Source organism: Neobacillus drentensis (assembly GCF_036966985.1).
GTDB lineage: Bacteria > Bacillota > Bacilli > Bacillales > Cytobacillaceae > Neobacillus > Neobacillus drentensis_E.
Genome location: NZ_JBALSN010000258.1, coordinates 1 through 21,479, shown reverse-complemented (window position 1 = coordinate 21,479; position 21,479 = coordinate 1). Strand labels below are relative to the sequence as shown.

At 39.9% G+C, this 21,479-nt stretch carries 21 protein-coding genes; 8 read left to right on the top strand and 13 right to left on the bottom strand.

Annotated features, from left to right (window positions below; genetic code table 11):
• The first annotated feature begins 43 nt into the window (after positions 1-43).
• The 5 genes from V7659_RS17465 (at position 44) to V7659_RS17445 (ending at position 5,592) form a co-directional block, all read left to right on the top strand.
• Entirely contained in the window at positions 44-766 is a 723-nt protein-coding gene (locus V7659_RS17465; RefSeq protein ID WP_335541077.1) for a GntR family transcriptional regulator, read from the top strand.
• A complete protein-coding gene (gntK, locus tag V7659_RS17460; protein WP_335541076.1) occupies positions 763-2,307 on the top strand; it encodes a gluconokinase in 1,545 nt (514 codons plus the stop codon). The genes V7659_RS17465 and gntK overlap by 4 nt, the downstream gene beginning before the upstream one ends.
• A gap of 23 nt (positions 2,308-2,330) precedes the next feature.
• Positions 2,331-3,677, top strand: a complete 1,347-nt coding sequence (locus V7659_RS17455) for a GntP family permease (protein WP_335541075.1) — start codon at positions 2,331-2,333, stop codon at positions 3,675-3,677.
• Between the two features lie 68 nt (positions 3,678-3,745).
• Positions 3,746-5,149 carry a decarboxylating NADP(+)-dependent phosphogluconate dehydrogenase gene (gnd, locus tag V7659_RS17450; RefSeq protein WP_335541074.1) on the top strand — a complete coding sequence of 468 codons (1,404 nt, stop codon included), beginning with the start codon at positions 3,746-3,748 and terminating at the stop codon, positions 5,147-5,149.
• A 134-nt stretch (positions 5,150-5,283) separates the two neighbouring features.
• On the top strand, positions 5,284-5,592 hold the full coding sequence (locus tag V7659_RS17445; RefSeq protein WP_335541073.1) for a hypothetical protein: 309 nt from the start codon (positions 5,284-5,286) through the stop codon (positions 5,590-5,592).
• A gap of 21 nt (positions 5,593-5,613) precedes the next feature.
• Here the strand turns inward: V7659_RS17445 and V7659_RS17440 are convergent, their stop codons facing one another.
• From V7659_RS17440 to V7659_RS17400, 9 genes are all read right to left on the bottom strand, one after another.
• Entirely contained in the window at positions 5,614-6,099 is a 486-nt protein-coding gene (locus V7659_RS17440; protein WP_335541072.1) for an HIT family protein, read from the bottom strand.
• Positions 6,100-6,175: 76 nt separating this feature from the next.
• Positions 6,176-7,246 carry a sulfate/molybdate ABC transporter ATP-binding protein gene (locus V7659_RS17435; protein ID WP_335541071.1) on the bottom strand — a complete coding sequence of 357 codons (1,071 nt, stop codon included), beginning with the start codon at positions 7,244-7,246 and terminating at the stop codon, positions 6,176-6,178.
• A 1-nt stretch (position 7,247) separates the two neighbouring features.
• Positions 7,248-8,135, bottom strand: a complete 888-nt coding sequence (gene cysW / locus V7659_RS17430) for a sulfate ABC transporter permease subunit CysW (RefSeq protein WP_335541070.1) — start codon at positions 8,133-8,135, stop codon at positions 7,248-7,250.
• 291 nt (positions 8,136-8,426) lie between these two features.
• Positions 8,427-9,260, bottom strand: a complete 834-nt coding sequence (gene cysT, locus V7659_RS17425) for a sulfate ABC transporter permease subunit CysT (protein ID WP_335541069.1) — start codon at positions 9,258-9,260, stop codon at positions 8,427-8,429.
• 83 nt (positions 9,261-9,343) lie between these two features.
• On the bottom strand, positions 9,344-10,414 hold the full coding sequence (locus tag V7659_RS17420; protein WP_335541068.1) for a sulfate ABC transporter substrate-binding protein: 1,071 nt from the start codon (positions 10,412-10,414) through the stop codon (positions 9,344-9,346).
• Between the two features lie 190 nt (positions 10,415-10,604).
• A complete protein-coding gene (locus V7659_RS17415) occupies positions 10,605-10,775 on the bottom strand; it encodes a YezD family protein (protein WP_155928992.1) in 171 nt (56 codons plus the stop codon).
• A 290-nt stretch (positions 10,776-11,065) separates the two neighbouring features.
• Entirely contained in the window at positions 11,066-11,569 is a 504-nt protein-coding gene (locus V7659_RS17410) for a GNAT family N-acetyltransferase (protein WP_335541067.1), read from the bottom strand.
• 30 nt (positions 11,570-11,599) lie between these two features.
• The gene (locus tag V7659_RS17405) at positions 11,600-12,613 is read right to left on the bottom strand and encodes a glutathione S-transferase family protein (RefSeq protein ID WP_335541066.1); all 1,014 of its coding nucleotides are present in this window, start codon (positions 12,611-12,613) and stop codon (positions 11,600-11,602) included.
• 197 nt (positions 12,614-12,810) lie between these two features.
• Positions 12,811-14,058 carry a cation:dicarboxylate symporter family transporter gene (locus V7659_RS17400; protein WP_335541065.1) on the bottom strand — a complete coding sequence of 416 codons (1,248 nt, stop codon included), beginning with the start codon at positions 14,056-14,058 and terminating at the stop codon, positions 12,811-12,813.
• A 368-nt stretch (positions 14,059-14,426) separates the two neighbouring features.
• On the opposite strand from V7659_RS17400, the gene V7659_RS17395 reads away from it, so the two are divergent.
• Entirely contained in the window at positions 14,427-15,236 is an 810-nt protein-coding gene (locus V7659_RS17395; RefSeq protein ID WP_335541064.1) for an alpha/beta fold hydrolase, read from the top strand.
• A gap of 85 nt (positions 15,237-15,321) precedes the next feature.
• On the opposite strand, the gene V7659_RS17390 is transcribed toward V7659_RS17395, so the two are convergent.
• Positions 15,322-15,510 carry a hypothetical protein gene (locus V7659_RS17390; RefSeq protein WP_335541063.1) on the bottom strand — a complete coding sequence of 63 codons (189 nt, stop codon included), beginning with the start codon at positions 15,508-15,510 and terminating at the stop codon, positions 15,322-15,324.
• A gap of 152 nt (positions 15,511-15,662) precedes the next feature.
• Between V7659_RS17390 and V7659_RS17385 the strand changes: the two genes are divergently transcribed.
• Both V7659_RS17385 and V7659_RS17380 read left to right on the top strand, forming a co-directional pair.
• Positions 15,663-16,235: an HAD-IA family hydrolase gene (locus tag V7659_RS17385; protein WP_335541062.1), complete on the top strand. Its 573-nt coding sequence runs from the start codon at positions 15,663-15,665 to the stop codon at positions 16,233-16,235.
• A 109-nt stretch (positions 16,236-16,344) separates the two neighbouring features.
• Entirely contained in the window at positions 16,345-16,626 is a 282-nt protein-coding gene (locus V7659_RS17380) for a YggT family protein (protein ID WP_335541061.1), read from the top strand.
• Positions 16,627-16,661: 35 nt separating this feature from the next.
• Here V7659_RS17380 and V7659_RS17375 read toward each other — a convergent pair whose 3' ends face one another.
• The 3 genes from V7659_RS17375 to V7659_RS17365 form a co-directional block, all read right to left on the bottom strand.
• Complete coding sequence (locus tag V7659_RS17375; protein ID WP_335541060.1) at positions 16,662-19,865, bottom strand: DEAD/DEAH box helicase; 3,204 nt, start codon at positions 19,863-19,865, stop codon at positions 16,662-16,664.
• Positions 19,866-20,002: 137 nt separating this feature from the next.
• A complete protein-coding gene (locus V7659_RS17370) occupies positions 20,003-20,845 on the bottom strand; it encodes an aldo/keto reductase (protein ID WP_335541078.1) in 843 nt (280 codons plus the stop codon).
• An 86-nt stretch (positions 20,846-20,931) separates the two neighbouring features.
• Positions 20,932-21,479: bifunctional 2-keto-4-hydroxyglutarate aldolase/2-keto-3-deoxy-6-phosphogluconate aldolase (locus V7659_RS17365; RefSeq protein ID WP_335541059.1), on the bottom strand; the 548-nt coding region annotated here is incomplete at its 5' end.

The following is a 21,479-nucleotide window of genomic DNA, read 5'->3' as shown; positions in this document are numbered from 1 at the left end:
ATACTTGTATACAAGTATACTCGTATTATATTAAGAAGGTGAAATGATGAAGGAATTATTGTATCCCACAAAATGGCTTTCAAAAGCTTCAGCTGGTGATCGTGTAGCATGTGAACTTAGGATGCAGATCATTTCTGGTTTGATTGAAAGCGATACCATCCTATCAGAAAATAAATTAGCCGCCGATTTTAACGTGAGTCGATCACCCATTCGCGAAGCATTAAAAACATTGGCTTCTGAAAATTTGATCCGTCTAGAAAGAATGGGTGCAGTTGTAATCGGATTCACCCTAAAAGAGATAGTGGAAATTTATGATGTCCGATTACTGATTGAAACGTTTGTATATGAACGCCTTGTAAAACTAGACAATACATTATTAGTTAAGGAATTGAGTAAAATACTCGAGATGATGAAAATAGCCATCAAATATCATGATGCCGATGAGTTTGCTTATCAAGATGTCATCTTCCATGAAACGATTATTCGAGCGATTAATCATTCCTACATCATGATGATTTGGAATAATGCAAAACCGGTCATGGAAGCTTTCATTCTCTTAGCCATGCGGGCTCGGTTCGAGGAAAAATATAATGACTTTCCACGGATTATCGATAATCATCAACTATACATTGATGCCATCGAAGCAAAAAATAGAGATCTCATGATTCTATCATTACATCAAAACTTTGATGATGTACAAGTTAAAGTAGAAGACCTTTGGAGGTCTCAACAAATGCTTTCTAAAGGAGTCGTGCAAGAACAATGACAAGCTATATGTTAGGGGTAGACATCGGAACCACAAGCACAAAGGCCGTTTTATTTAGTGAAAAAGGCGAAGTCATCCAACATGAGAATATCGGTTATCCACTTTATACACCTGATATATCGACAGCCGAACAAGACCCAGAAGAGATCTTTTCGGCGGTAGTAAAAGCGATTTCAACTATCGTGAAAAATCATCCACAAAAAGAAATTTCGTTTATTTCTTTTAGCAGTGCCATGCATAGTCTCATTGCTATGGATGAAAATGATCAACCGCTGACACCATGTATCACATGGGCAGATAATCGCAGTGAAGCTTGGACTCATAGAATAAAGGATGAATTAAATGGGCATGAGGTCTACAAACGGACTGGAACGCCGATTCACCCTATGTCGCCTTTAAGCAAAATTACTTGGATTGTGAATGATCGTCCCGAAATAGCTGAAAAGGCTAAAAAATATATCGGGATAAAGGAATATATCTTTAAAAAGTTTTTTGACCAATACGTTGTCGATTATTCACTTGCTTCAGCCATGTGCATGATGGATCTCAATAAACTTGATTGGGACCATGAAGCATTACAAATCGCCGGGATTTCGCGTGAACAACTATCAAGACTCGTACCAACGACAGAAATTTTCACCAACTGTAATCTAGAATTAGCAAACCAAATGGGAATTGACCCACAAACATCGTTTGTAATTGGTGCCAGTGATGGAGTCCTTTCTAATCTTGGGGTAAATGCGATTCGAAAAGGTGAGATTGCGGTCACTATTGGGACAAGCGGTGCGATTCGCACGATTATTGACCAGCCACAAACCGATGAAAAAGGCCGAATTTTTTGCTACGCATTAACGGAAAAACATTGGGTTATTGGCGGGCCAGTAAACAATGGCGGGATGGTCTTCCGTTGGATTCGGGATGAATTTGCAGCTTCCGAGGTAGAAACAGCGAAAAGATTAGGTATTGATCCATACGAAGTACTAACTAAGATTGCCGAAGGCGTAAGACCGGGGTCCGATGGATTGTTATTCCATCCATACCTAGCTGGAGAACGAGCGCCCTTATGGAATCCTGACGTACGCGGGTCATTTTTTGGCTTAACGATGGCGCACAAGAAAGAGCATATGATTCGTGCTGCCCTTGAAGGGGTCATTTACAATTTATACACGGTATTTCTAGCTTTAATTGAATGCATGGAAGGTCCTGTGACACGAATCCAAGCAACGGGAGGGTTCGCAAGATCAGAGGTTTGGCGTCAAATGATGTCCGATATCTTTGACTTAGAGGTAGTTGTGCCCGAAAGCTATGAAAGTTCATGTCTGGGTGCTTGTATCTTAGGTCTATATGCTACAGGAAAAATCGATTCGTTTGATGTTGTTTCTGAAATGGTTGGTAGTACACACAAACATACCCCTAAAGAAGATGCAGCAAGAGAGTATAGAGAATTACTGCCAATCTTTATTAACTTATCGAGAGTTTTAGAAGAAGATTATACACGGATTGCCATTTATCAAAGAGGATTAATTAATAAAAATATATAAAATTAATTTTTGGGGGAAATAACATGCCATTAGTAATAGTAGCAATAGGGATTGTAGCATTACTCGTATTAATCATGGGTTTGAAATTAAACACCTTCGTTTCACTTATCGTTGTCTCATTCGGTGTGGCCATCGCACTTGGAATGAAATTAGATGAGATCATTGCAACAATTGAAGCAGGGTTAGGTGGAACACTTGGACATATAGCACTAATCTTTGGACTTGGTGCAATGCTGGGTAAGTTAATTGCAGATTCAGGAGGCGCGCAGCGTATTGCGATGACTCTCGTTAATAAATTTGGCGAAAAAAACATTCAGTGGGCTGTAGTAGTATCTTCATTCATTATTGGAATCGCTTTATTTTTTGAAGTAGGACTAGTTTTATTAATTCCAATCGTATTTGCGATTTCTAAACAATTAAAGGTTTCTATTTTATATCTTGGTATTCCAATGGCGGCAGCTTTATCTGTAACACACGGATTTTTACCGCCACATCCTGGACCAACAACCATCGCAGGTGAATATGGTGCAAATCTTGGGGAAGTATTACTTTACGGTTTTATTATTTCCATTCCAACTGTTTTTATTGCTGGACCTTTATTTACAAAGATAGCGAAAAGATTGGTTCCTGCATCCTTTACAAGAACTGGAGATATCGCCTCTTTAGGTGAGCAAAAAACATTCAAAATGGAAGACACACCTGGATTTGGAATCAGTGTATTTACTGCAATGCTTCCTGTAATTCTAATGTCCATCGCTACAATTATTACTTTGCTTCAAAAAACAATGGGATTTGCAGATAACACTTTACTTGCCATTATCCGTTTTGTTGGCGGTGCATCCCCTGCCATGGTGATCTCGTTATTATTCGCTATTTATACAATGGGGTTAGCAAGAAATATTCCTATTAAATCAGTGATGGATTCTTGTTCAACAGCCATCTCACATATTGGGATGATGCTATTAATTATCGGTGGCGGCGGTGCCTTCAAACAAGTATTAATTAATGGTCATGTAGGGGACTATGTAGCTGAATTATTTAAAGGAACTTCATTATCACCAATTATTCTAGCATGGATCATCGCAGCTATTTTACGGATTGCCTTAGGATCTGCAACAGTTGCTGCTTTAACCACTGCTGGGTTAGTGATTCCAATGTTAGGTCAATCAGACGTGAACCTTGCCTTAGTCGTCCTAGCCACTGGAGCGGGTAGTTTAATTGCCTCACACGTTAACGATGCAGGTTTTTGGATGTTTAAAGAGTATTTTGGTTTAACCATGAAAGAAACATTCGCAACATGGACATTACTTGAGACGATTATTTCCGTAGCTGGATTAGGGTTCATTCTATTACTAAATTTATTTGTTTAAGATGAATATCCAATAGTGGGGGAATTATGTCCCCCACTATTGGCAGTTAAAAAGGAGAAGAAAGTGAAATGAACAATACAATTGGAGTTATTGGTCTAGGTGTAATGGGCAGTAACATTGCCTTAAATATGGCGAACAACGGTGAAAGAGTCGCCGTCTATAATTACACGAGAGATCTAACAGATAAGCTTTTACATAGAATTGACAATCAATCGATCGCCCCTTATTACGACGTACAAAGTTTTGTTCAGTCCTTGGAAACCCCAAGGAAAATTTTCCTGATGGTGACCGCTGGAGCAGCGATTGATTCAGTCATTTCATCCTTAGTACCTTTTCTTGAGCCAGGTGACATTATTATGGACGGCGGGAACTCCCATTATGATGATACTGCCCGAAGATACGATGATTTGAAGGCGAAAGAAATTGATTATTTAGGGATTGGAATTTCTGGAGGAGAGGTTGGCGCTTTAAACGGCCCTTCAATTATGCCTGGCGGAGAGAAAGATGCTTATGAAAAAGTAATGCCCATCCTCACCAAAATAGCGGCCCAAGTGGATGGTGCCCCATGTTGTACGTATATTGGTCCAAAAGGTGCTGGTCATTTTGTGAAAATGGTTCATAACGGAATTGAATATGCTGATATGCAATTGATCGCTGAAGCCTATACCTTTCTAAGAGAAAGATTACAATTATCCGTGAATGAAATTGCTGATATCTTTGAAACTTGGAATCAGGGGGAGCTTAAAAGTTATTTAATTGAAATCACGGCGGAAATTTTAAAGAAAAAGGATGAAAAAACAGGCTTACCACTGATTGATGTCATCCTTGATAAAGTAGGGCAAAAAGGAACAGGTAAATGGACAAGTATGCAAGCAATTGATAACGGGATTCCCTTGTCCATCATTACAGAGTCATTATTCTCCCGTTATGTATCTTCTTTAAAGGAAGAACGTGTTAGAGCGGAAGAAATTTTAGCGGGACCGGAATTGGATCAGTCAATAGTAGATAAAGATTTGTGGATTGAGCATATTAGACAAGCTTTATATATGGGTAAAGTTTGTGCCTATGCCCAAGGGTTTACACAATATAAAATGACTTCTGACCTCTATGACTGGAACTTACCATTGGAGGACATTGCACTTATTTTCCGCGGCGGGTGTATCATTCGTGCTGAGTTCCTAAACGTAATAAGTGAAGCCTATCAAACACAAGCAAATCTGAAGAATTTATTAATCGCTCCATTTTTCGCTGGAAAAGTAAAAGAGTATCAATCAGGCTTAAGGAAAGTCGTATGTGAGGGAATTAATTCTGGAATCTCCTTTCCATGCTTAAGTGCTTCCCTTTCTTATTTCGATAGTTATCGGAGAGGCCATTCCAATGCCAACCTTTTACAGGCTCAACGAGATTACTTCGGTGCCCATACGTATGAGCGAACCGATATGGAAGGTGTATTTCACACCGACTGGAACTAAGCGGCCTTTTAACCATAAAAGTCCTATACTCGTGCAATGAGTATAGGACTTTGTTCTATTTTTGGATAGAGTGTGAATAGAATGAAACGAAAGGATTATGGTAAGAAAAACCAACTAATTATGGGAGGGATTTTATGTCAACATCGAGAATACTGAAATGGGTTTCAGGTGGGCTTGAAGCATTACTAGGAATTCCTGTACTTGGAGGTACGATCGTTCTCAGTCTTGTATGGACCCCTCTAGCAATTATGTTAATATTACATATTGTTACGTTGGTGATTACAAAAAAAGAGGGCAGCGGGTCCATTACAGGTAGTGTCCTTGGAATCATAACTTCTTGTATAGGTTGGATTCCGTTTGTAGGAATGGTTATGCATATTATCTCAGCGATTATACTTATGGTTGATGCGGCTAAGGCAGAAGGCAATCAAGCAGGAAGCTAATCTTCCTGCTTGATTGCCTCACTATTTATTTAGCCCGATCTTCAGTTGTTTAATAGCTTCCATCACTTCTTGGAGATTTTCATCATGATTCATTTCATTTCTAGCATGGAGCAAAACGGGCCGCACCGATTCAACAGACCGGCCAAATTGGTACATCCACTCATAGCGCGGGACCATCCAGATGTGAAAATGATGGGTAGTATCTTCATTATAAAAATAATACACATGCCCTATCCCAAGGACTTCTCTTTGGGCTTTTCTGATTTTAGAGAGAATATTTATGTAATCTGTCTTTTCGGCCTCCGTTAATTCATCAAGACATGTAATATGCCGTTTGGAGGCTACAATTATTAATCCCTTAATCGGGTAGGCGACATCTTGATGGGCATGAAAATATTCTGTTTCATAGACGACCCCGCCATCGGGCTCGATTAAACCACTTATTAAAGCACAGCTTAAACATTCCACCTCGACTGTATTTCCATTGGATAAAGTAATTTTTCTCAAATCTACTCCCCCTGTAAAAATCAGATACGAATACTGACAGTAATCTTATCTGATTTTTACCGATATTACTATACTATTAAATAGAATAATCTTGGGGGATAAAGACTTTTAATTGTTTAGGTTTTACAAACACCTCTTCTCCTGTTTTTAGATGGAGGCTGCGATATTGCTCCTTTCTTAATTCCACTTCCAGGTAGTCCCCATTATCCTTTCGAATCAGTTCGAGTTGGACAGCAGCTCCGACTAAATGAATATAATTAATCTTGGCAGATACAGAATCCGGGCTTGCCTCTCTTTCAATACTTATATCATGTGGACGGACGTACCCAACTGCCTCGGTATTCTCTATCCCCGAAAATTCTGGGGCATCGACTTCGAAATGCCCATGCCGTAATTTCCCGTTATGCAGACGACCCTTAAACAAATTCACGTTTCCTAAAAAGTGATAGACAAAAGGACTGTTTGGATTTTCATAAACCTCTTCTGGTGTTCCGATTTGCTCAATTTTCCCTTCGTTCATCACGACCACACGATCGGCAACATCCAGCGCCTCCTCTTGGTCGTGGGTCACAAAAATACTGGTAATCTGGTAATCATCATGAAGTTTTCTTAACCATCTGCGAAGATCTTTCCGTACCTTAGCATCTAAGGCTCCAAATGGTTCATCTAACAATAGCACCTTAGGTTCAACCGCTAATGCCCGTGCTAATGCGACCCGCTGCCGTTGACCCCCAGACAAATTGGAAGGATATCGATCGGCAAAGGCCTCTAGTTTTACTAACTTTAGTAATTCCATGACCTTTTCTTTTATTTCGTTTTTGGAAGGCCGTAATTTTCTAGGCCGCACTTTTAATCCATAAGCAACATTATCAAAAACAGTCATATGACGAAACAAAGCATAATGCTGAAACACAAATCCTACTTTTCGTTCCTTTGTACTGATATGCGTGATGTCTTCTTCCCCAAACAGAATCGCACCTTGATTGGCGGCTTCTAAGCCTGCGATAATTCTGAGCAGTGATGTTTTTCCTGAACCGGATGGACCAAGCAAGGCAACGAGTTCCCCCGTTTGAATATCCAGATTAATTTGATCAAGTGCTTGGAAGTTCCCAAATGATTTCGAGATATTTTGGATTTGTATGCTCATCTTAGTGCGCTCCTTCTTCAGATTCAAATGACTTTCTGGCTTTCCACTCAACGATATTTTTTACAATGAGCGTGATGATGGCGAACAATGACATTAAGGAAGCCACCGCAAAGGCAGCGGAAAATTGATATTCATTGTATAAAATTTCAATATGGAGCGGCATGGTATTGGTCAAGCCGCGGATATGTCCCGAAACAACCGATACTGCACCAAACTCCCCAATTGCTCGCGCACTGCAGAGAATAACTCCATATAGGAGTCCCCATTTAATATTCGGCAAAGTTACCAAAAAGAATGTTTTCCAGCCGCTGGCCCCCAGCGTCAGAGAAGCTTCTTCATCGGCCGTTCCCTGCGTTTGCATTAATGGAATCAGTTCCCTGGCGACGAATGGCAGTGTCACCAAAAGCGTGGCCAGCGCAATTCCTGGTACCGCAAAGATGATTTTGATATTATGATCAATTAACCATTGTCCAAATAAACCATGTGCACTAAATAATAATACAAACACTAATCCCGCAATCACTGGGGAAATGGCAAATGGAAGATCAATAATCGTAATCAATAGACTTTTGCCCTTAAAATTGAACTTGGTAACGGCCCAGGCCGCAGCGACTCCAAAGATGGCATTTAGGGGGACAGTAATTAAAGTAATAATCAATGTTAGCTTAATAGCCGATAATGCGTCTGGATTGCTAATGGCCTCTAGAAAAACTGCTGCCCCTTTATCAAAGGCTTTTATAAAAATAGCAACCAGTGGCAACACCAAAAACAAACCTAAAAATGCTAATGCGAGTGTGATGAGTACCCAGCGTACAAGACGTGGCTCAGAGTTGCTGGACGCAGCTTGGGCCGGTGCTGTTGAATACTGCAATGAAACATTTCCTGCCATAAGGACCTCCTTCTGGACCTTTTCTTTTTATCTCTAGTTTGTTATTTTCAGATTCGCTGATAAAACTGCTGGATTCGCTGATAAAACCGGTATATTCGCTGATAAGCCATCTAGAATCGCCGATTATGTGTAATTTTACACCTAAAACAACAAAATTTTTCTGTAGCACTACGTTAAAATAGGTTTATTTGCGGAAATCCCAAGTTTATTTGGAGAAATCAGGTAATTTATTTGTGAAACTTCCTAATTCATTTTCAAAACAAACAATTCTCCTCAAAATCTATTAAAATATTATATAAATTTCCGATTCGTCCACCACTGCAATACGTTAATAATAAGTAAAATCGTGAAAGAGAAAATCAACATCACGGCCGCAATCGCGGTGGCTCCAGCGTAATCATACTGTTCTAGTTTCGTCATGATTAAAAGCGGGGTGATCTCTGTCCGCATCGGCATATTCCCTGCAATAAAAACCACCGAACCGTATTCCCCAAGTGCACGAGCAAAGGCGAGCGCGAAACCTGTTAACGCAGCCGGCAGCAATTCTGGAAAAATCACTTTCACAAAAGTTTGTGCACGGTTTGCCCCTAGGCTTGCCGATGCTTCTTCTATTTCTTTTTCCAAGCTTTGCAGGACAGGCTGGACGGTACGTACCACAAAGGGGAGCCCAATAAAGGTTAATGCCATTGTAATTCCGAGCGGTGTAAACGCCACCTTAAAACTTAAAAACTGACCGACCCAGCCATTCTCTGTATACAATGTAGTTAAGGCAATCCCGGCAATTGCTGTCGGTAAGGCAAAGGGCAAATCAACTAATCCATCGATAATTCGGCGGCCTGGAAAAGGATAACGAACAAGCACCCATGCGATTAATACACCAAAAATAACGTTAATTAACGCGGCGGTAAAAGCTGCACCAAAGCTCAATTTATAAGAGGCAACCACCCTCGGATCTGAAATCGTTCCCCAAATTTTTGACCACTCAACTGTCACTGAATTAATAAAAATCATCGATAATGGCAGAATGACAAGAATGCTTATATAAAACATCGTAAACCCTAACGAAAGGCCGAATCCCGGCAGGACACTATTTCTTTTCATTTTTAAACTTGCTAAACGAGCCATGAGGTTGACCCCTTCCAAATAATATACATGTAGGGCGCCCCCCATCACACTTGATGGAGGACACCCGTCTCACTGAACTACTGTTATGGCTGGTAAATCTGATCAAACGTTCCGCCATCATTAAAGTGCGTCTCTTGTGCTTTTTTCCATCCCCCAAATTCATCGTCAATGGTCACTAGATTAATTTTTGGAAAGACATCTGCATACTTATCAAGAATCGCTTGATTACGAGGACGATAATAGTTCTTCGCGATAATTTCCTGTCCCACATCACTGTAGAGATAGTTCAAATAGGCTTCAGCAACCTCTTTTGTTCCCTTTTTCTCGACGTTCTTATCCACTACAGCTACAGGTGGTTCGGCAAGAATACTTATGGATGGGACGACAATCTCAAATTTGTCTTTTCCTAATTCATTAAGGGTCAAAAAGGCTTCGTTCTCCCAGGCAATCAAGACATCACCAATTCCTCTTTCTACGAACGTGGTAGTTGCCCCGCGGGCACCAGAATCTAAAACTTCAACATTTTTATATAGTTGGCTCATAAATTTCTTGATTTTCGTTTCATCACCATTAAATTTATCTTTTGCATAGGCCCAAGCAGCTAAGTAATTCCAGCGGGCACCACCTGATGTCTTTGGATTCGGGGTGATGACGGAAGTACCTTTTTTCGTTAAATCGTCCCAATCCTTAATTCCCTTAGGATTTCCCTTTCTAACTAGAAACACGATAGTCGACGTATATGGTGTGGAGTTATCCTTCAGGTTCTTTTGCCAATCCTTTGAAAGTAATCCGCCAAGATTCGCAATTTCATCAATGTCATAAGCCAATGCCAAAGTCACTACATCTGCCTCAAGCCCATCTATAACAGCGCGACCTTGTTTCCCGGAACCACCATGTGATTGTTGAATCGTCACTTTCTGCCCTTTTTCTTTTTCCCAGTACTTAGCGAATTCCCCGTTAAACTCTTCATAAAGCTCCCGGGTTGGGTCATATGAAACATTTAATAATTGGACAGGTTCCTTTGTTTTCGCAGCTTCTTGTTTGGTTCCTCCATCCTTTTTCTCAGAACTTTGGTTGCTCGCCTGAGTGCCGCATCCGGCCAAAATAAGAGCGATTAGAATGAGTACTGTTGTGAATTTGTAAGCTATTTTCATTAGTAATTTCCTCCTTTTTTATACAAAAAAGACTACCTATCCCTAGACCATTCCTGTTAGAATGAGTGTCTGTGTTACGGCCTTAGGAAAAGACCCGTCAGAAATGCTCATCTTTCGGATTGTCTAGAAAATAAGTAGCCTTCAGTGGACTGATCGGCTTTTTTTTAAATGAACCCAATAATAAGTGGGGTTACTTTTGTTCTTTAGGGGCGTACTTTTTTTGTTGCGCAAATCTAGTTTTCTCTGTTTTATCAATTTGGGTAATGGTGCCGTCATGAACTGTTATCACCACAGATCCATACTCCAGCCCTTTAAGTAACGATAGAATATAATTTGCTTTTGCTTGATCCACGTATGCCATCAAATCATCCTCTCTTAATCTACCAATTTCACATAAGAATACTTGGTTTTATTATAATAAAAAAAACGATCCAATGACAGACAACAATGTGGGCTGCACTTACTAATCGGGAAATTCATGATCAGTCCCCTTTCTAACAAAAGAGGCCTATACCCCTATATTTATAACTAAGAGTATAAGCCTTTGGTTTTCCAATCAGCTTAATTTAATGTTTACAATTTATTTGAATTATTTACATTTTATTCTGACTTTTCCTACCTGTCAAGTGGGTTTTTAAAAAACCATTTGAATTATTTTAAAATAAGTCGAAAAGCTTTTACGATAATACCATCATTGGCAGGCTCGAAGTCGTATTGGGGTAAACGTTCGAAACCCATTCGTTCGTAAAGTTTCATCGCACTTACCATAAAATCCGCTGTATGCAGGCCAATCGCTGGAAATCCCTGTGCTTTTGCACGCTTCATACATTCTGAGATCAAAGCAGCTGCTACTCCTTTTCCTCGAGCGTTCGGTGTGACTGCGAGCATCCGGATCTCGGGATAATCCAACTCATCCACCAATCCTTCATAAGCATCCGTTTTGGCTGGAAATAAGGCAACACTGCCTACGATGCTCCCATCAATCTCTGCAACAATCCGTTCCACATTCTCCTGCAAATCAGCTTCTGACGAGATGGCTTGTTTAAGAGCCTGCCAGTGCTCTTGTGGGATTCTATGGGCATGTTCTTCATAGGAGTGAACTCTTTGCTCGCGAATAAATGGGAATTCATCCGCTGCAGCATCACGTATATTCATTTTTCCACCTGCTTTTAATCAATTTTTCTTTCAGTGTATTAAAAATTTCTCGGCGTTTCTACTTAACACTTGTCGATGATGTTCCGATGTCAAACCAGATAGATCAGGGCCTTTCGGTAAAATAGTATATCCCTTTTGATCATTACTCACGATATGGTTTGACAGATGATAATGTCGTTTGATTGCATCAAAATCAGTCGTATCACCGAACCCAGGGGTTTGATAAAGATCTCTTAAATAGCCCCATAGATTGGGAAAATCAACAATCCGATTTCGATTGGCCTTGAAAGCAGAATAATAGGCAGCATCGAAGCGAATTAACGTAGCATACAACCGAACATCAGAATCCGTAATAAAATCACCAAATAAGAACCGCTGTTTTGACAGACGCTCTTCCAAATCATCTAATCTTGCAAACAAAGTGTCATATGCCTGTTCGTAGGCTTCTTGTGATTGGGCGAATCCGCATTTATAGACGCCATTGTTGACCTCATGGAAAATAATATCGTTTAGAGCATCAATCTCCTCACGTAAATGCTCCGGATACAAATTAGGTGCATGCTCTTTATGAAAAGGAGCCCAGACCGTTTCGAGATAGTTCGTCAGTTTAAAATAATCATTATTAACGACCTTTTGTTCCTTAACATCCACGAAGACAGGCACCGTTGGCCTGCCAGTATAATCTGCAGCTGTTTTAAAATAAATTTCACTCATATATCTAATTCCTAATACTGGGTCAATACTGTCCTCATCTAAAGAAAACTCCCAATCCACATGGGGAAGCTTCGGCCGCATAGGACTAGCTGTCCCTAAACTGATTGCTTCTTCTAGCCCGAGAACACTACGGACAATAACCGACCGATGGGCCCATGGGCAAACGGCAGACCATAATAATCGGTACCGCCCGGCTTCGACTGGCAGCTCCCCATCGTTATGACCGAAGGGCGTAGTAAATCTATTTTTTTGACGATTGAACGAACCATCCGCAGTAATCTCTTTAACCGCATTTGGACTTTTATTTATTCCCTGATCATCTAGTGACATGAATGAATCCCCTCTTATTGATTAATTAATAAAATCTCAGCAATTCTATCGGTTTTATTAATTTTAGTATGATTAATCTTTATAAGTCAATGATATTACCTGACTACATTTAAAATTCAGAATATATCCTCAAAAAGGGACCCAACTCAAATGAAAAAGGACATCTCCATTTTGTTGAAGATGTCCTTTTTACGCTATTAAGCTGCTTTTTGTTCTTTATATTTTTTTAGCTTATGGCCTTCCCATTTAGTAATAACAATGGCAGCCAAAGAGTTTCCGACAATATTAACACAAGTACGTGCCATATCAAGGATCCTGTCAATCCCAGCAATAAACGCTAAACCTTCTACAGGGATTCCTACGCTTCCCAATGTAGCAAGAAGAACAACAAATGATACGCCTGGTACCCCCGCAATTCCTTTAGAGGTTAACATCAATACAAGTACTAAGGTGATTTGATGGCCAATACTCATATGAATACCATACATCTGCGCAATAAACAGCGCTGCGATCGCTTGATAAAGGGTCGATCCATCAAGATTAAAGGAATATCCTGTTGGAATAACAAAGGATGTAATCGACTTAGGACAACCCAGCTTCTCCATTTTTTCCATGATTTTTGGAAGAACTGTTTCCGAACTTGCTGTTGTGTAGCCTAAAATTAATTCGTCTTTTAAATATTTAATAAGATGAATAATGTTAAATCCTGCAATTTTTGCTGTTAAGCCTAGGACGACAAGAATGAAGAAAAACATAGCCCCGTAAACAACAAGAACCAGTTTTCCCAATGGAATTAATGAGGTGACCCCAAACTTCGAAACAGTAACCCCAATTAATGCAAACACACCGAATGGCGCTAACTTCATGATTTGGTTGGTGACGTAGAACATCGCATCCGCTGTTCCTCTGAAGAAGTTAACAATTGGGATTCCTTTTTCTCCAATCGCTGCCACTCCAAGGCCAAACATGACGGAGAAGAAAATGATCGGAAGCATCTCCCCGTTAGCAATTGACTGAATGATATTTGTAGGAACAATATTTACCACAGTGTCAATCATTGAATGCGATTCTGTTTGTTCCGCCGTACTTACATAACTGTTAATATCCGTTTTAGTAAGTTTTGACTTATCAACGCCAGCTCCTGGTTGAAATACATTCGCGAAAAGAAGGCCGACGACGATGGCTATAGTAGTAATGATTTCAAAATAAAGCAGGGTTTTTCCGCCTAGTTTCCCCAATGACTTCATATCACCAACGCCAGCAACACCTACAATGAGGCTGGAAATAACAATTGGAACAACAATCATTTTAATTAAACGAATAAATATATCGCCAATTGGCTGCAGGTAACTTGCCACATGTGGATTCCCATAAAAAACCGCACCGACAATAATACCGAGAGCCAGTCCAATGAATATCTGCCATGCTAAACTAATCTTCTTCATTTGCATTTCTCCTTTTCAATATAATAAAAGTTGATTACTATGATGAATCAACTTTGACTTAAAAAAATGAAATATTATCTTTTCTATAAAGTTATACTTAGTTAATATTATAGAAATTCCCCTTATATAACAACAATTTTCTTTATGGAAATTACTCCTATTTATAATATCAGAATAATAATATTCCTTCTTTACCAAGACTTTTTGCCTAATAGAATCAAAAATGCGAGGAAAATTCCTTTATGAAAAGTATAAGAATAGTGGAGATTTACAACCTGTACGACAAGGTTCACTACGTATTAGCCTAGCTATTGATGAATAGCCTATTTGTAGATGGTTTTCCATACTTTTGTAAAGGAGGGGTCAAAATGGGGTATTATGTAAAAGTTGCTTCTCAAGTCAATATTTATGTAGAAGATATTAATCCCAAGAGCCATAAGACCATCCTCTTTGTCCATGGCTGGCCTGCGAATCATAAATTATTTGAATATCAGTTTAATGTCCTTCCTTCCTTGGGATATCGATGTATTGGGATAGATCTTAGGGGATTTGGCAAATCAGATAAACCATGGAACGGCTACTCTTACGATAGAATGGCTGATGATATTCGCCAAATTGTTAAAGCGCTTCGTCTTCAGCATTTCACGCTCGCTGGCCATTCAGTAGGTGGAGCGATTGTTATTAGATATATGGGGCGTCATAATGGTTATGGGGTTTCGAAATTAGCCCTTTTCGGTGCAGCGGCTCCTAGTTTTATCAAGCGGCCTGGTTTTCCTTTTGGGTTAGAGGCGAAGGATGTCAATACCCTGCTAGGGCAGATTTATAACGATCGTCCAAAAATGCTCGCAGACTTCACGAATATGTTCTTTCATCAGGCACTCACCAAACCATTCTCAGATTGGTTTTTCCAATTAGGTCTTGAAGCTGCAGGTCATTCCACTGCAGGTTTACTTAACTCTTTAAGAGATGAAACCTTATTCGCTGATCTCAAAAGAATTCAAGTGCCCACATTAATTCTTCATGGGAAACATGATCAAATTTGCCTGCCGCCGCTGGCTTCCGTCCTTCATCAGGGCATACCGAGCTCTAAACTAGTTTGGTTTGAACATAGCGGTCATGGTTTGTTCTGGGAAGAGCAGAAGAAGTTTACCCAGGAGTTGGCTAATTTCATTGGATAAAATATACAAACGCTTCCTACTTTAAAAGTGGGAAGCGTTTCATTACTATTATCGAAGCATTTATTCATAAAAAAAGAGAGTAGCTCTACTCTCCTTCTTCTACAACAATGATATACCCATCTTGCTGCGGGCCGTTCTCGTATACTTCACGAGAAACTATGTAATAGTTTTCCTTACTTTCGTCACTGATGACTAATTCACTTGGACTTTTGTCCACAGCTGCTGCTTCTAGACTAAAATATGGCAATCCAAGTGTTGAACTATCAAATGGCATGATGATCCCTCATTTCTATCTATTAACATGTGCATTCCCTTTGTAAAGTATAACAAATTCTTCTTCCGGTGCCCTAATGATTTTTCTTTATTTTCAAATTATGGTACTCTCTTAAAAGAAAAATCAAAACGTTTCGGAAACGAGGGATTATTATGAACGTATTATGGGATTTTGACGGAACTCTTTTTGATACCTATCCAGCACTTGTCTCTGGATTCATCCGCTTAAGCAAACAAAATATAGACCGTGATGAAGTTCTAAAATGGCTTAAAATTGATTCCAAAACTGCTTTTAAACATTATGGAATCGGTGAAGAGCAGAGACTTGAGTATCAAACTTTACATAACTATTATTCAAAAACAGAAAGCAAGCCATTTGAACACTTAACAGAAGCTTTATCTTCAGTGGATACCAATATTATTGTGACGCATCGTGATAAGGAATCCACTGTATTTCTGCTTGAAAAATACCAGTTAAGTAAATACTTTAAAGACATTGTTTCTGTGGAAGAACAAGGATTTACACGAAAACCACACAGTTCCTCCTATGAATATGTTTTAAAAAGTTACCATATTGATTTGGTTGTTGGTGACCGTGATTTAGACTTAATTCCCGCTCGCAAATTAAATATTAAAACATGTGCCTTTCAAAATCAAAACATCGAAGCGGATTTCCATATTGATAGCTACACTGATTTTATCCCTAAAGTTCTCAACCGCCTTTAGGTTATTTTTTAAAAAAATTTGAAACTAAATTGAAGTTAAATCGTACAAGTATATATAGGTACGATGAATGGCAGAATAAAAAAAATTATGATAGAACGGAAGATCTATATTGAGCTCTAATATTTTACTTATTGGACATTATGTTTTTGAGGCTTATTATTGGTTAATTTTAATATCCATTTTTGGTTCTTGGTTTCCTAAGTTTCAAGAAACCAAGCTTGGAATCTGGATTGGCAAGTTGGTCGAACCTTATTTAGGTTTGTTCAGAAGGTTTATTCCACCACTTGGTCCTATTGATTTTTCACCAATTATCGCATTATTTGCCTTTCAATTTATCAGGCAATTTGCAATCGAAGGTCTTCGCCAATCACTGAATGTCATTGGTGTATGATAGGGAAAAAAGGAGCTGCGCTGCAGCTCCTTTTTCTATATCATCAATATCTCCCTTATATCCTCTTTCGTAAGGGTAGATATAACTTTTTCATCAGAATCGATGATTTCTTCGATGAGATGTCTCTTCTTATCTTGTAGTTCATTCATTTTTTCCTCGATCGTTCCGCGTGCTACCAGCTTGATGACCTGGACGACATTTTTCTGACCCATTCGATGGGCTCGGTCCGCAGCCTGTTCCTCAACAGCTGGATTCCACCACGTGTCATATAAAATGACGGTATCGGCACTCATTAAATTTAGACCGGTTCCTCCTGCTTTCAAGGAAATAAGAAACAAATCTCTTTCACCTCGATTAAAACGCTCGCAGATTTTTACTCTTTCTTCTGATGGGGTCTGTCCATCCAGATAAAAATAGTTGGTCCCTTTTGTGGTTAACGCACTTCCAATTAATTCAAGCATCTTCGTAAATTGGGAAAAAATTAATACCCTTCTTCCAGAGAGCTTTGATTCTTCAACAATCTGCAAGAGCTGTTCAAATTTCGCCGAATTTCCTTGATATCCTTCTACAAACAAACCAGGATGACAACAAATCTGCCGCAGCCGCGTCAATCCTGCTAAAATTCTGATTCGATTTTTGCGAATCGTGTCTTTGTCGAGATGCTTCAACGTGTCGTGCCTTAATTTCGCCAAATAAGCAGCATACAATTTCTTTTGTTCTGGAAGCAGTTCGACCGTTTCCAAAGACTCCATTTTTTCAGGAAGTTCAGCGAGGACATCTTCCTTTAACCTGCGCAGTAAAAAAGGACGGATTCTCCGCGCAATCGTTTTTCTTGAAAGCTTGCTGTATTCCTTTAACCCAAGGAACAGTTCTGGAAAAACAACGTGGAAAATCGACCATAACTCCTCTAAGGCATTTTCCACTGGTGTACCCGTAAGCGCAAACCGATGCAGGGACTGCAGTTTTTTTACGGCTCGGGCAGTTTGTGTCAACGGATTTTTAAAGGCTTGGGCCTCATCGAAAAACACGGTATGAAACATTTGTTTCTCAAACCAGGTGATTTCACGGCGCAATAACGGATAGGAGATTATTACGACATCAACATTTGTCTGTTCTTTCAGCAGTTTGGTCCGCTCTTGTTTTGTTCCATCAATAACAACTGCTTTTAACTGAGGAGCGAATTTCCTGCATTCGCTCAGCCAGTTATAGGTCAATGATGACGGACAAACAACAAGGGCCGGCTGATTAGTTTTTCGGATATCAGACTGGACTGACACGATATACGCGATGCTTTGAATTGTTTTTCCAAGCCCCATATCATCCGCCAAAATGCCTCCGAATCCATAATAAGCCAGGTTTTTCATCCATTTAAACCCGTTTTTTTGATATTCTTTGAGAGTAGGATCTAAACTGGTTGGCACCTCAAACTCTAACTTGCCAGGATGGTGAAGGTGATCCAGAAACTGCCGAAAGGATTCTTCTAGCTTGAACGTATCACTGATCTCAACCGTATCAAGGAGTTGAAGACTCTGCTCGATTGGTAAATCTAATCCATTAGCGAGGTCCTTATTTTGGGCTAGTGGTGAATAAAGAAAACGCTGGATTTCTTCGAATTCTCTTGTCTGAAGCGAGAGCAGCGACCCGTTCGGCAGGCGATAATATTTCCTTTTCTCCTCTAAAGCCGCCAAAACTTCACGTATTTGTCTTTCAGGAATACCGTCCATTTCAAATTTAAATTCAAGCCAATTGGTCCGTTCCCTTTTGAACCTTACCCTTACCTGTGGGCGAAAATTCTCTCTCGAAATCCGATTTCGAACAGCTGTCGTTGCGTAAATTCGGACAAGCTTTTGAAGTTTTGGAACGACGTACGTTAAAAAATCATATTCCAGTTCTTCATTATGAAGAAAATATCCTCCGTCCGTCTTGGCGAACGAACTTTCTTCAAAAACCTGCAGGATTTCCTCTTCCTTCTCTACATCACGAATCACTAACGATTCCTTCGGGAGATCTCTATTTTCCAATGGATTAATGATTGTATTTTCGTATTGAAATTCGAGCCCAGCAAGCAAGCGGTTTTTCACACGATCCAAGTAGAGTTTGGCCACTAGTGGTGTGGTCATCCATTGCTTCGTGATCGCTTCTGCTACCGTAACTTGGCCAAGTCTTTTTAAGCCTGGCGCGACTTTTTCCAAAAAAAACTGAATTTGCTCTTCTGGAATCGGTATTTGGCTCATTCCTGAGGCATCAAGCATCCTTTTCAAGTCGAAAAGTCGTTTAAAGTCCTGCTCTTCCAGTTGTTTCATTTTCCCTTCAAATAGAACAGAATGATAAGCTTCAAAGAAAATCATTCGCTGCAAGTTTTTTACTTTCAACTGATAGCCGTTTCGATCCGCTCTAGCAAAATCAAACTGTAAAGGCAGCTCATCGTCAGACACATGCAGTCCCTGATAAATCTGGCCCTCATACTCCACCCGTACATTAGGTACCTTACGAAGGAAAGTAAGCATGCGCCCCCATGCAGATGATGGAATAATTAGCATTTGTTGTGTATTGATATTGTTATTGGTGTCAGGCACCGCATCCATATAAACCTTTTCATCACGGACTACTTGGACGAGTTGCTCGAGTACGTGATTGTATTCTTTTTGAAAGCAGTGCTGACTTGGGTCAAATGTAAACGAACCAGAGAGTGTGTAGGGCTTTCCGGCTTTAATCTGTTCCAGAAAGTCACGGATGTTTTGAACTTTGACGGATTCGAGTGTTAGTTCGATCGCGAATAAGTGGCTTCCATTGCCAATACCAACTGGTTTCAAGGTAAACTCAATATCCATCACGGTTCTTTTTTCAAAATGCAATTGATGACCACTAGATCGGACCGGCTGATCGGTAAAAATAGTCAATAACCCTTCAGTGAGTTCCTGATTGGTTGAATAAGCGACTCTCGGGACCGTTCCATTCTGTTGGTGCTCGTAAATAGCTAATAAAACGGCAGCAATATGCTGACACTCCTTCGTAAAAGAAGCCAACTTCGGGCAGCTGCATTCCGTTCGAAGGTCCCCATTGGGACCTGTTTCGATGGTCACATGAAAATCTTCATCACCTGTCACGGTTGCTTGACAACGGTGTGGGAGATATTGCTGAAAAATAACTTTATTCGTTTGATAAAAATAATCTCCTCGTTTGAAGGAGGCAGTGCCACACATTTCCTTAATGCGTTTATGAGTTAAACTTACGTTCAATTGTCCTGCTCCTTCCTGAGGTTTAAGATCTGCTGTCCAAAAAGGTATACAACATTATAGCACAAGTAATATTGTTTCTTATGATAGAAAAAACGCCTGCCCTATACATTTAAAGGCAGACGTTTGATCATTGAAATCTATTCTTCAAAGCCGACACTCATCGTATCTGGATGGGAACCTGCGCGGCTATCTTGATTTAATCCATCGATTTTGTCCATATCCTCAGCGGATAATTCAAAATCAAAAAGATCCGCATTTTCGATAATGCGATGTTCTTTGATTGATTTTGGAATGGTCACCACACCATGCTGTAGATCCCAGCGCAAGATCACCTGAGCAACAGATTTATTATATTTATGAGCAAGATCTTCAAGAACTGGTTCATTTAGAAGCTGCCCTTGTTTTAACGGCGACCACGCTTCCATTTGAATGCCTTCCTTTTTACAGTAAGCAAGTAATTCCTTTTGGGTTAAATGTGGATGGAATTCGACCTGGTTTACCATTGGTTTAATCTCTGCGGTACTGATTAAATCTTCTAGATGATGAACAAGGAAGTTACTTACACCAATGGCGCGGACACGGCCATCTTTATAGAGTTTTTCCAACGCCTTCCATGTTTCTTTATATTTATTTTTTCCAGGCCAATGGATTAAATAAAGATCCAAATAATCAAGTCCAAGCTTGTTAAGACTGGTTTCAAAGGCTGCTAACGTTTTTTCATATCCTTGATCAGAATTCCATACCTTGGAAGTGATAAATAATTCTTCACGCGGCACCCCTGATTCTTTAATGGCTTGACCTACGCCTTCTTCATTTTTATAGATAGCGGCGGTATCAATACTAATATATCCATTCTTAATGGCTGCTTTAACGGATTGAACTACCTCTTCTCCCTCAGTCACTTTGAATACACCTAGCCCTACCCATGGCATTTTTACACCATTATGTAATGTAGTTGTGTCTTTTAAACTTGTTGGCATCATCTATTCCTCCTTTTTATTAACGATCGAAACAAAGACTAAGGGTCCTGGTTTCGATACTAGAAAACAGCTCTATAGGATACAGTTTATCTTCCTCTAGCGGCTTGAACTTTTTCAATATACTGTTTTGCATACTCAGTAATCTTGTTGAATTCCCCTGTTTTAGCTGGTGCCATTAGATTACCGCCTACTCCAACGGCTACGCAGCCATTCTTAATCCACTGTTCGATATTGTCTAAACTGACTCCACCAGTTGGCATAATATTTATTTGCGGAAGCGGGGCTTTTACTGCTTTAACAAAATCCGGACCAAAGGCACTGCCAGGGAACAGTTTCACAATATCAACTCCAGCTTCTAATGCACGTTTCATTTCGGTGAGGGTCATACAGCCAGGCATATAAGGTACTTGATACAGATTACATAATGTTGCCGTTTCCTGATCAAAGGCTGGACTCACCACAAACTGCGCACCCGCCAAAATCGCAATTCGTGCGGTGGTTGCATCAAGTACTGTTCCCGCTCCAATCACTACATTATTATTATCTTGGTAAAGGTTTGCTAATTCTTTAATCACTTCTTCTGCGCCTTGGACAGTGAAAGTAACCTCAATCCCTTGAATACCGCCTTCTACAC

What these genes read in the sequence shown, in the direction of transcription:
- gnd (WP_335541074.1), top strand. Translation starts at nt 3,746, where the DNA reads ATGAACAATACAATTGGAGTTATTGGTCTAGGTGTAATGGGCAGTAAC.
- V7659_RS17390 (WP_335541063.1), bottom strand. Translation starts at nt 15,510, where the DNA reads ATGCCATTTGATAGTTCAACACTTGGATTGCCATATTTTAGTCTAGAA.
- V7659_RS17405 (WP_335541066.1), bottom strand. Translation starts at nt 12,613, where the DNA reads ATGTCACTAGATGATCAGGGAATAAATAAAAGTCCAAATGCGGTTAAA.
- gntK (WP_335541076.1), top strand. Translation starts at nt 763, where the DNA reads ATGACAAGCTATATGTTAGGGGTAGACATCGGAACCACAAGCACAAAG.
- V7659_RS17455 (WP_335541075.1), top strand. Translation starts at nt 2,331, where the DNA reads ATGCCATTAGTAATAGTAGCAATAGGGATTGTAGCATTACTCGTATTA.
- V7659_RS17370 (WP_335541078.1), bottom strand. Translation starts at nt 20,845, where the DNA reads ATGCCAACAAGTTTAAAAGACACAACTACATTACATAATGGTGTAAAA.
- V7659_RS17465 (WP_335541077.1), top strand. Translation starts at nt 44, where the DNA reads ATGATGAAGGAATTATTGTATCCCACAAAATGGCTTTCAAAAGCTTCA.
- cysW (WP_335541070.1), bottom strand. Translation starts at nt 8,135, where the DNA reads ATGGCAGGAAATGTTTCATTGCAGTATTCAACAGCACCGGCCCAAGCT.
- cysT (WP_335541069.1), bottom strand. Translation starts at nt 9,260, where the DNA reads ATGGCTCGTTTAGCAAGTTTAAAAATGAAAAGAAATAGTGTCCTGCCG.
- V7659_RS17410 (WP_335541067.1), bottom strand. Translation starts at nt 11,569, where the DNA reads ATGAATATACGTGATGCTGCAGCGGATGAATTCCCATTTATTCGCGAG.
- V7659_RS17435 (WP_335541071.1), bottom strand. Translation starts at nt 7,246, where the DNA reads ATGAGCATACAAATCCAAAATATCTCGAAATCATTTGGGAACTTCCAA.
- V7659_RS17420 (WP_335541068.1), bottom strand. Translation starts at nt 10,414, where the DNA reads ATGAAAATAGCTTACAAATTCACAACAGTACTCATTCTAATCGCTCTT.
- V7659_RS17385 (WP_335541062.1), top strand. Translation starts at nt 15,663, where the DNA reads ATGAACGTATTATGGGATTTTGACGGAACTCTTTTTGATACCTATCCA.
- V7659_RS17445 (WP_335541073.1), top strand. Translation starts at nt 5,284, where the DNA reads ATGTCAACATCGAGAATACTGAAATGGGTTTCAGGTGGGCTTGAAGCA.
- V7659_RS17395 (WP_335541064.1), top strand. Translation starts at nt 14,427, where the DNA reads ATGGGGTATTATGTAAAAGTTGCTTCTCAAGTCAATATTTATGTAGAA.
- V7659_RS17400 (WP_335541065.1), bottom strand. Translation starts at nt 14,058, where the DNA reads ATGAAGAAGATTAGTTTAGCATGGCAGATATTCATTGGACTGGCTCTC.
- V7659_RS17415 (WP_155928992.1), bottom strand. Translation starts at nt 10,775, where the DNA reads ATGGCATACGTGGATCAAGCAAAAGCAAATTATATTCTATCGTTACTT.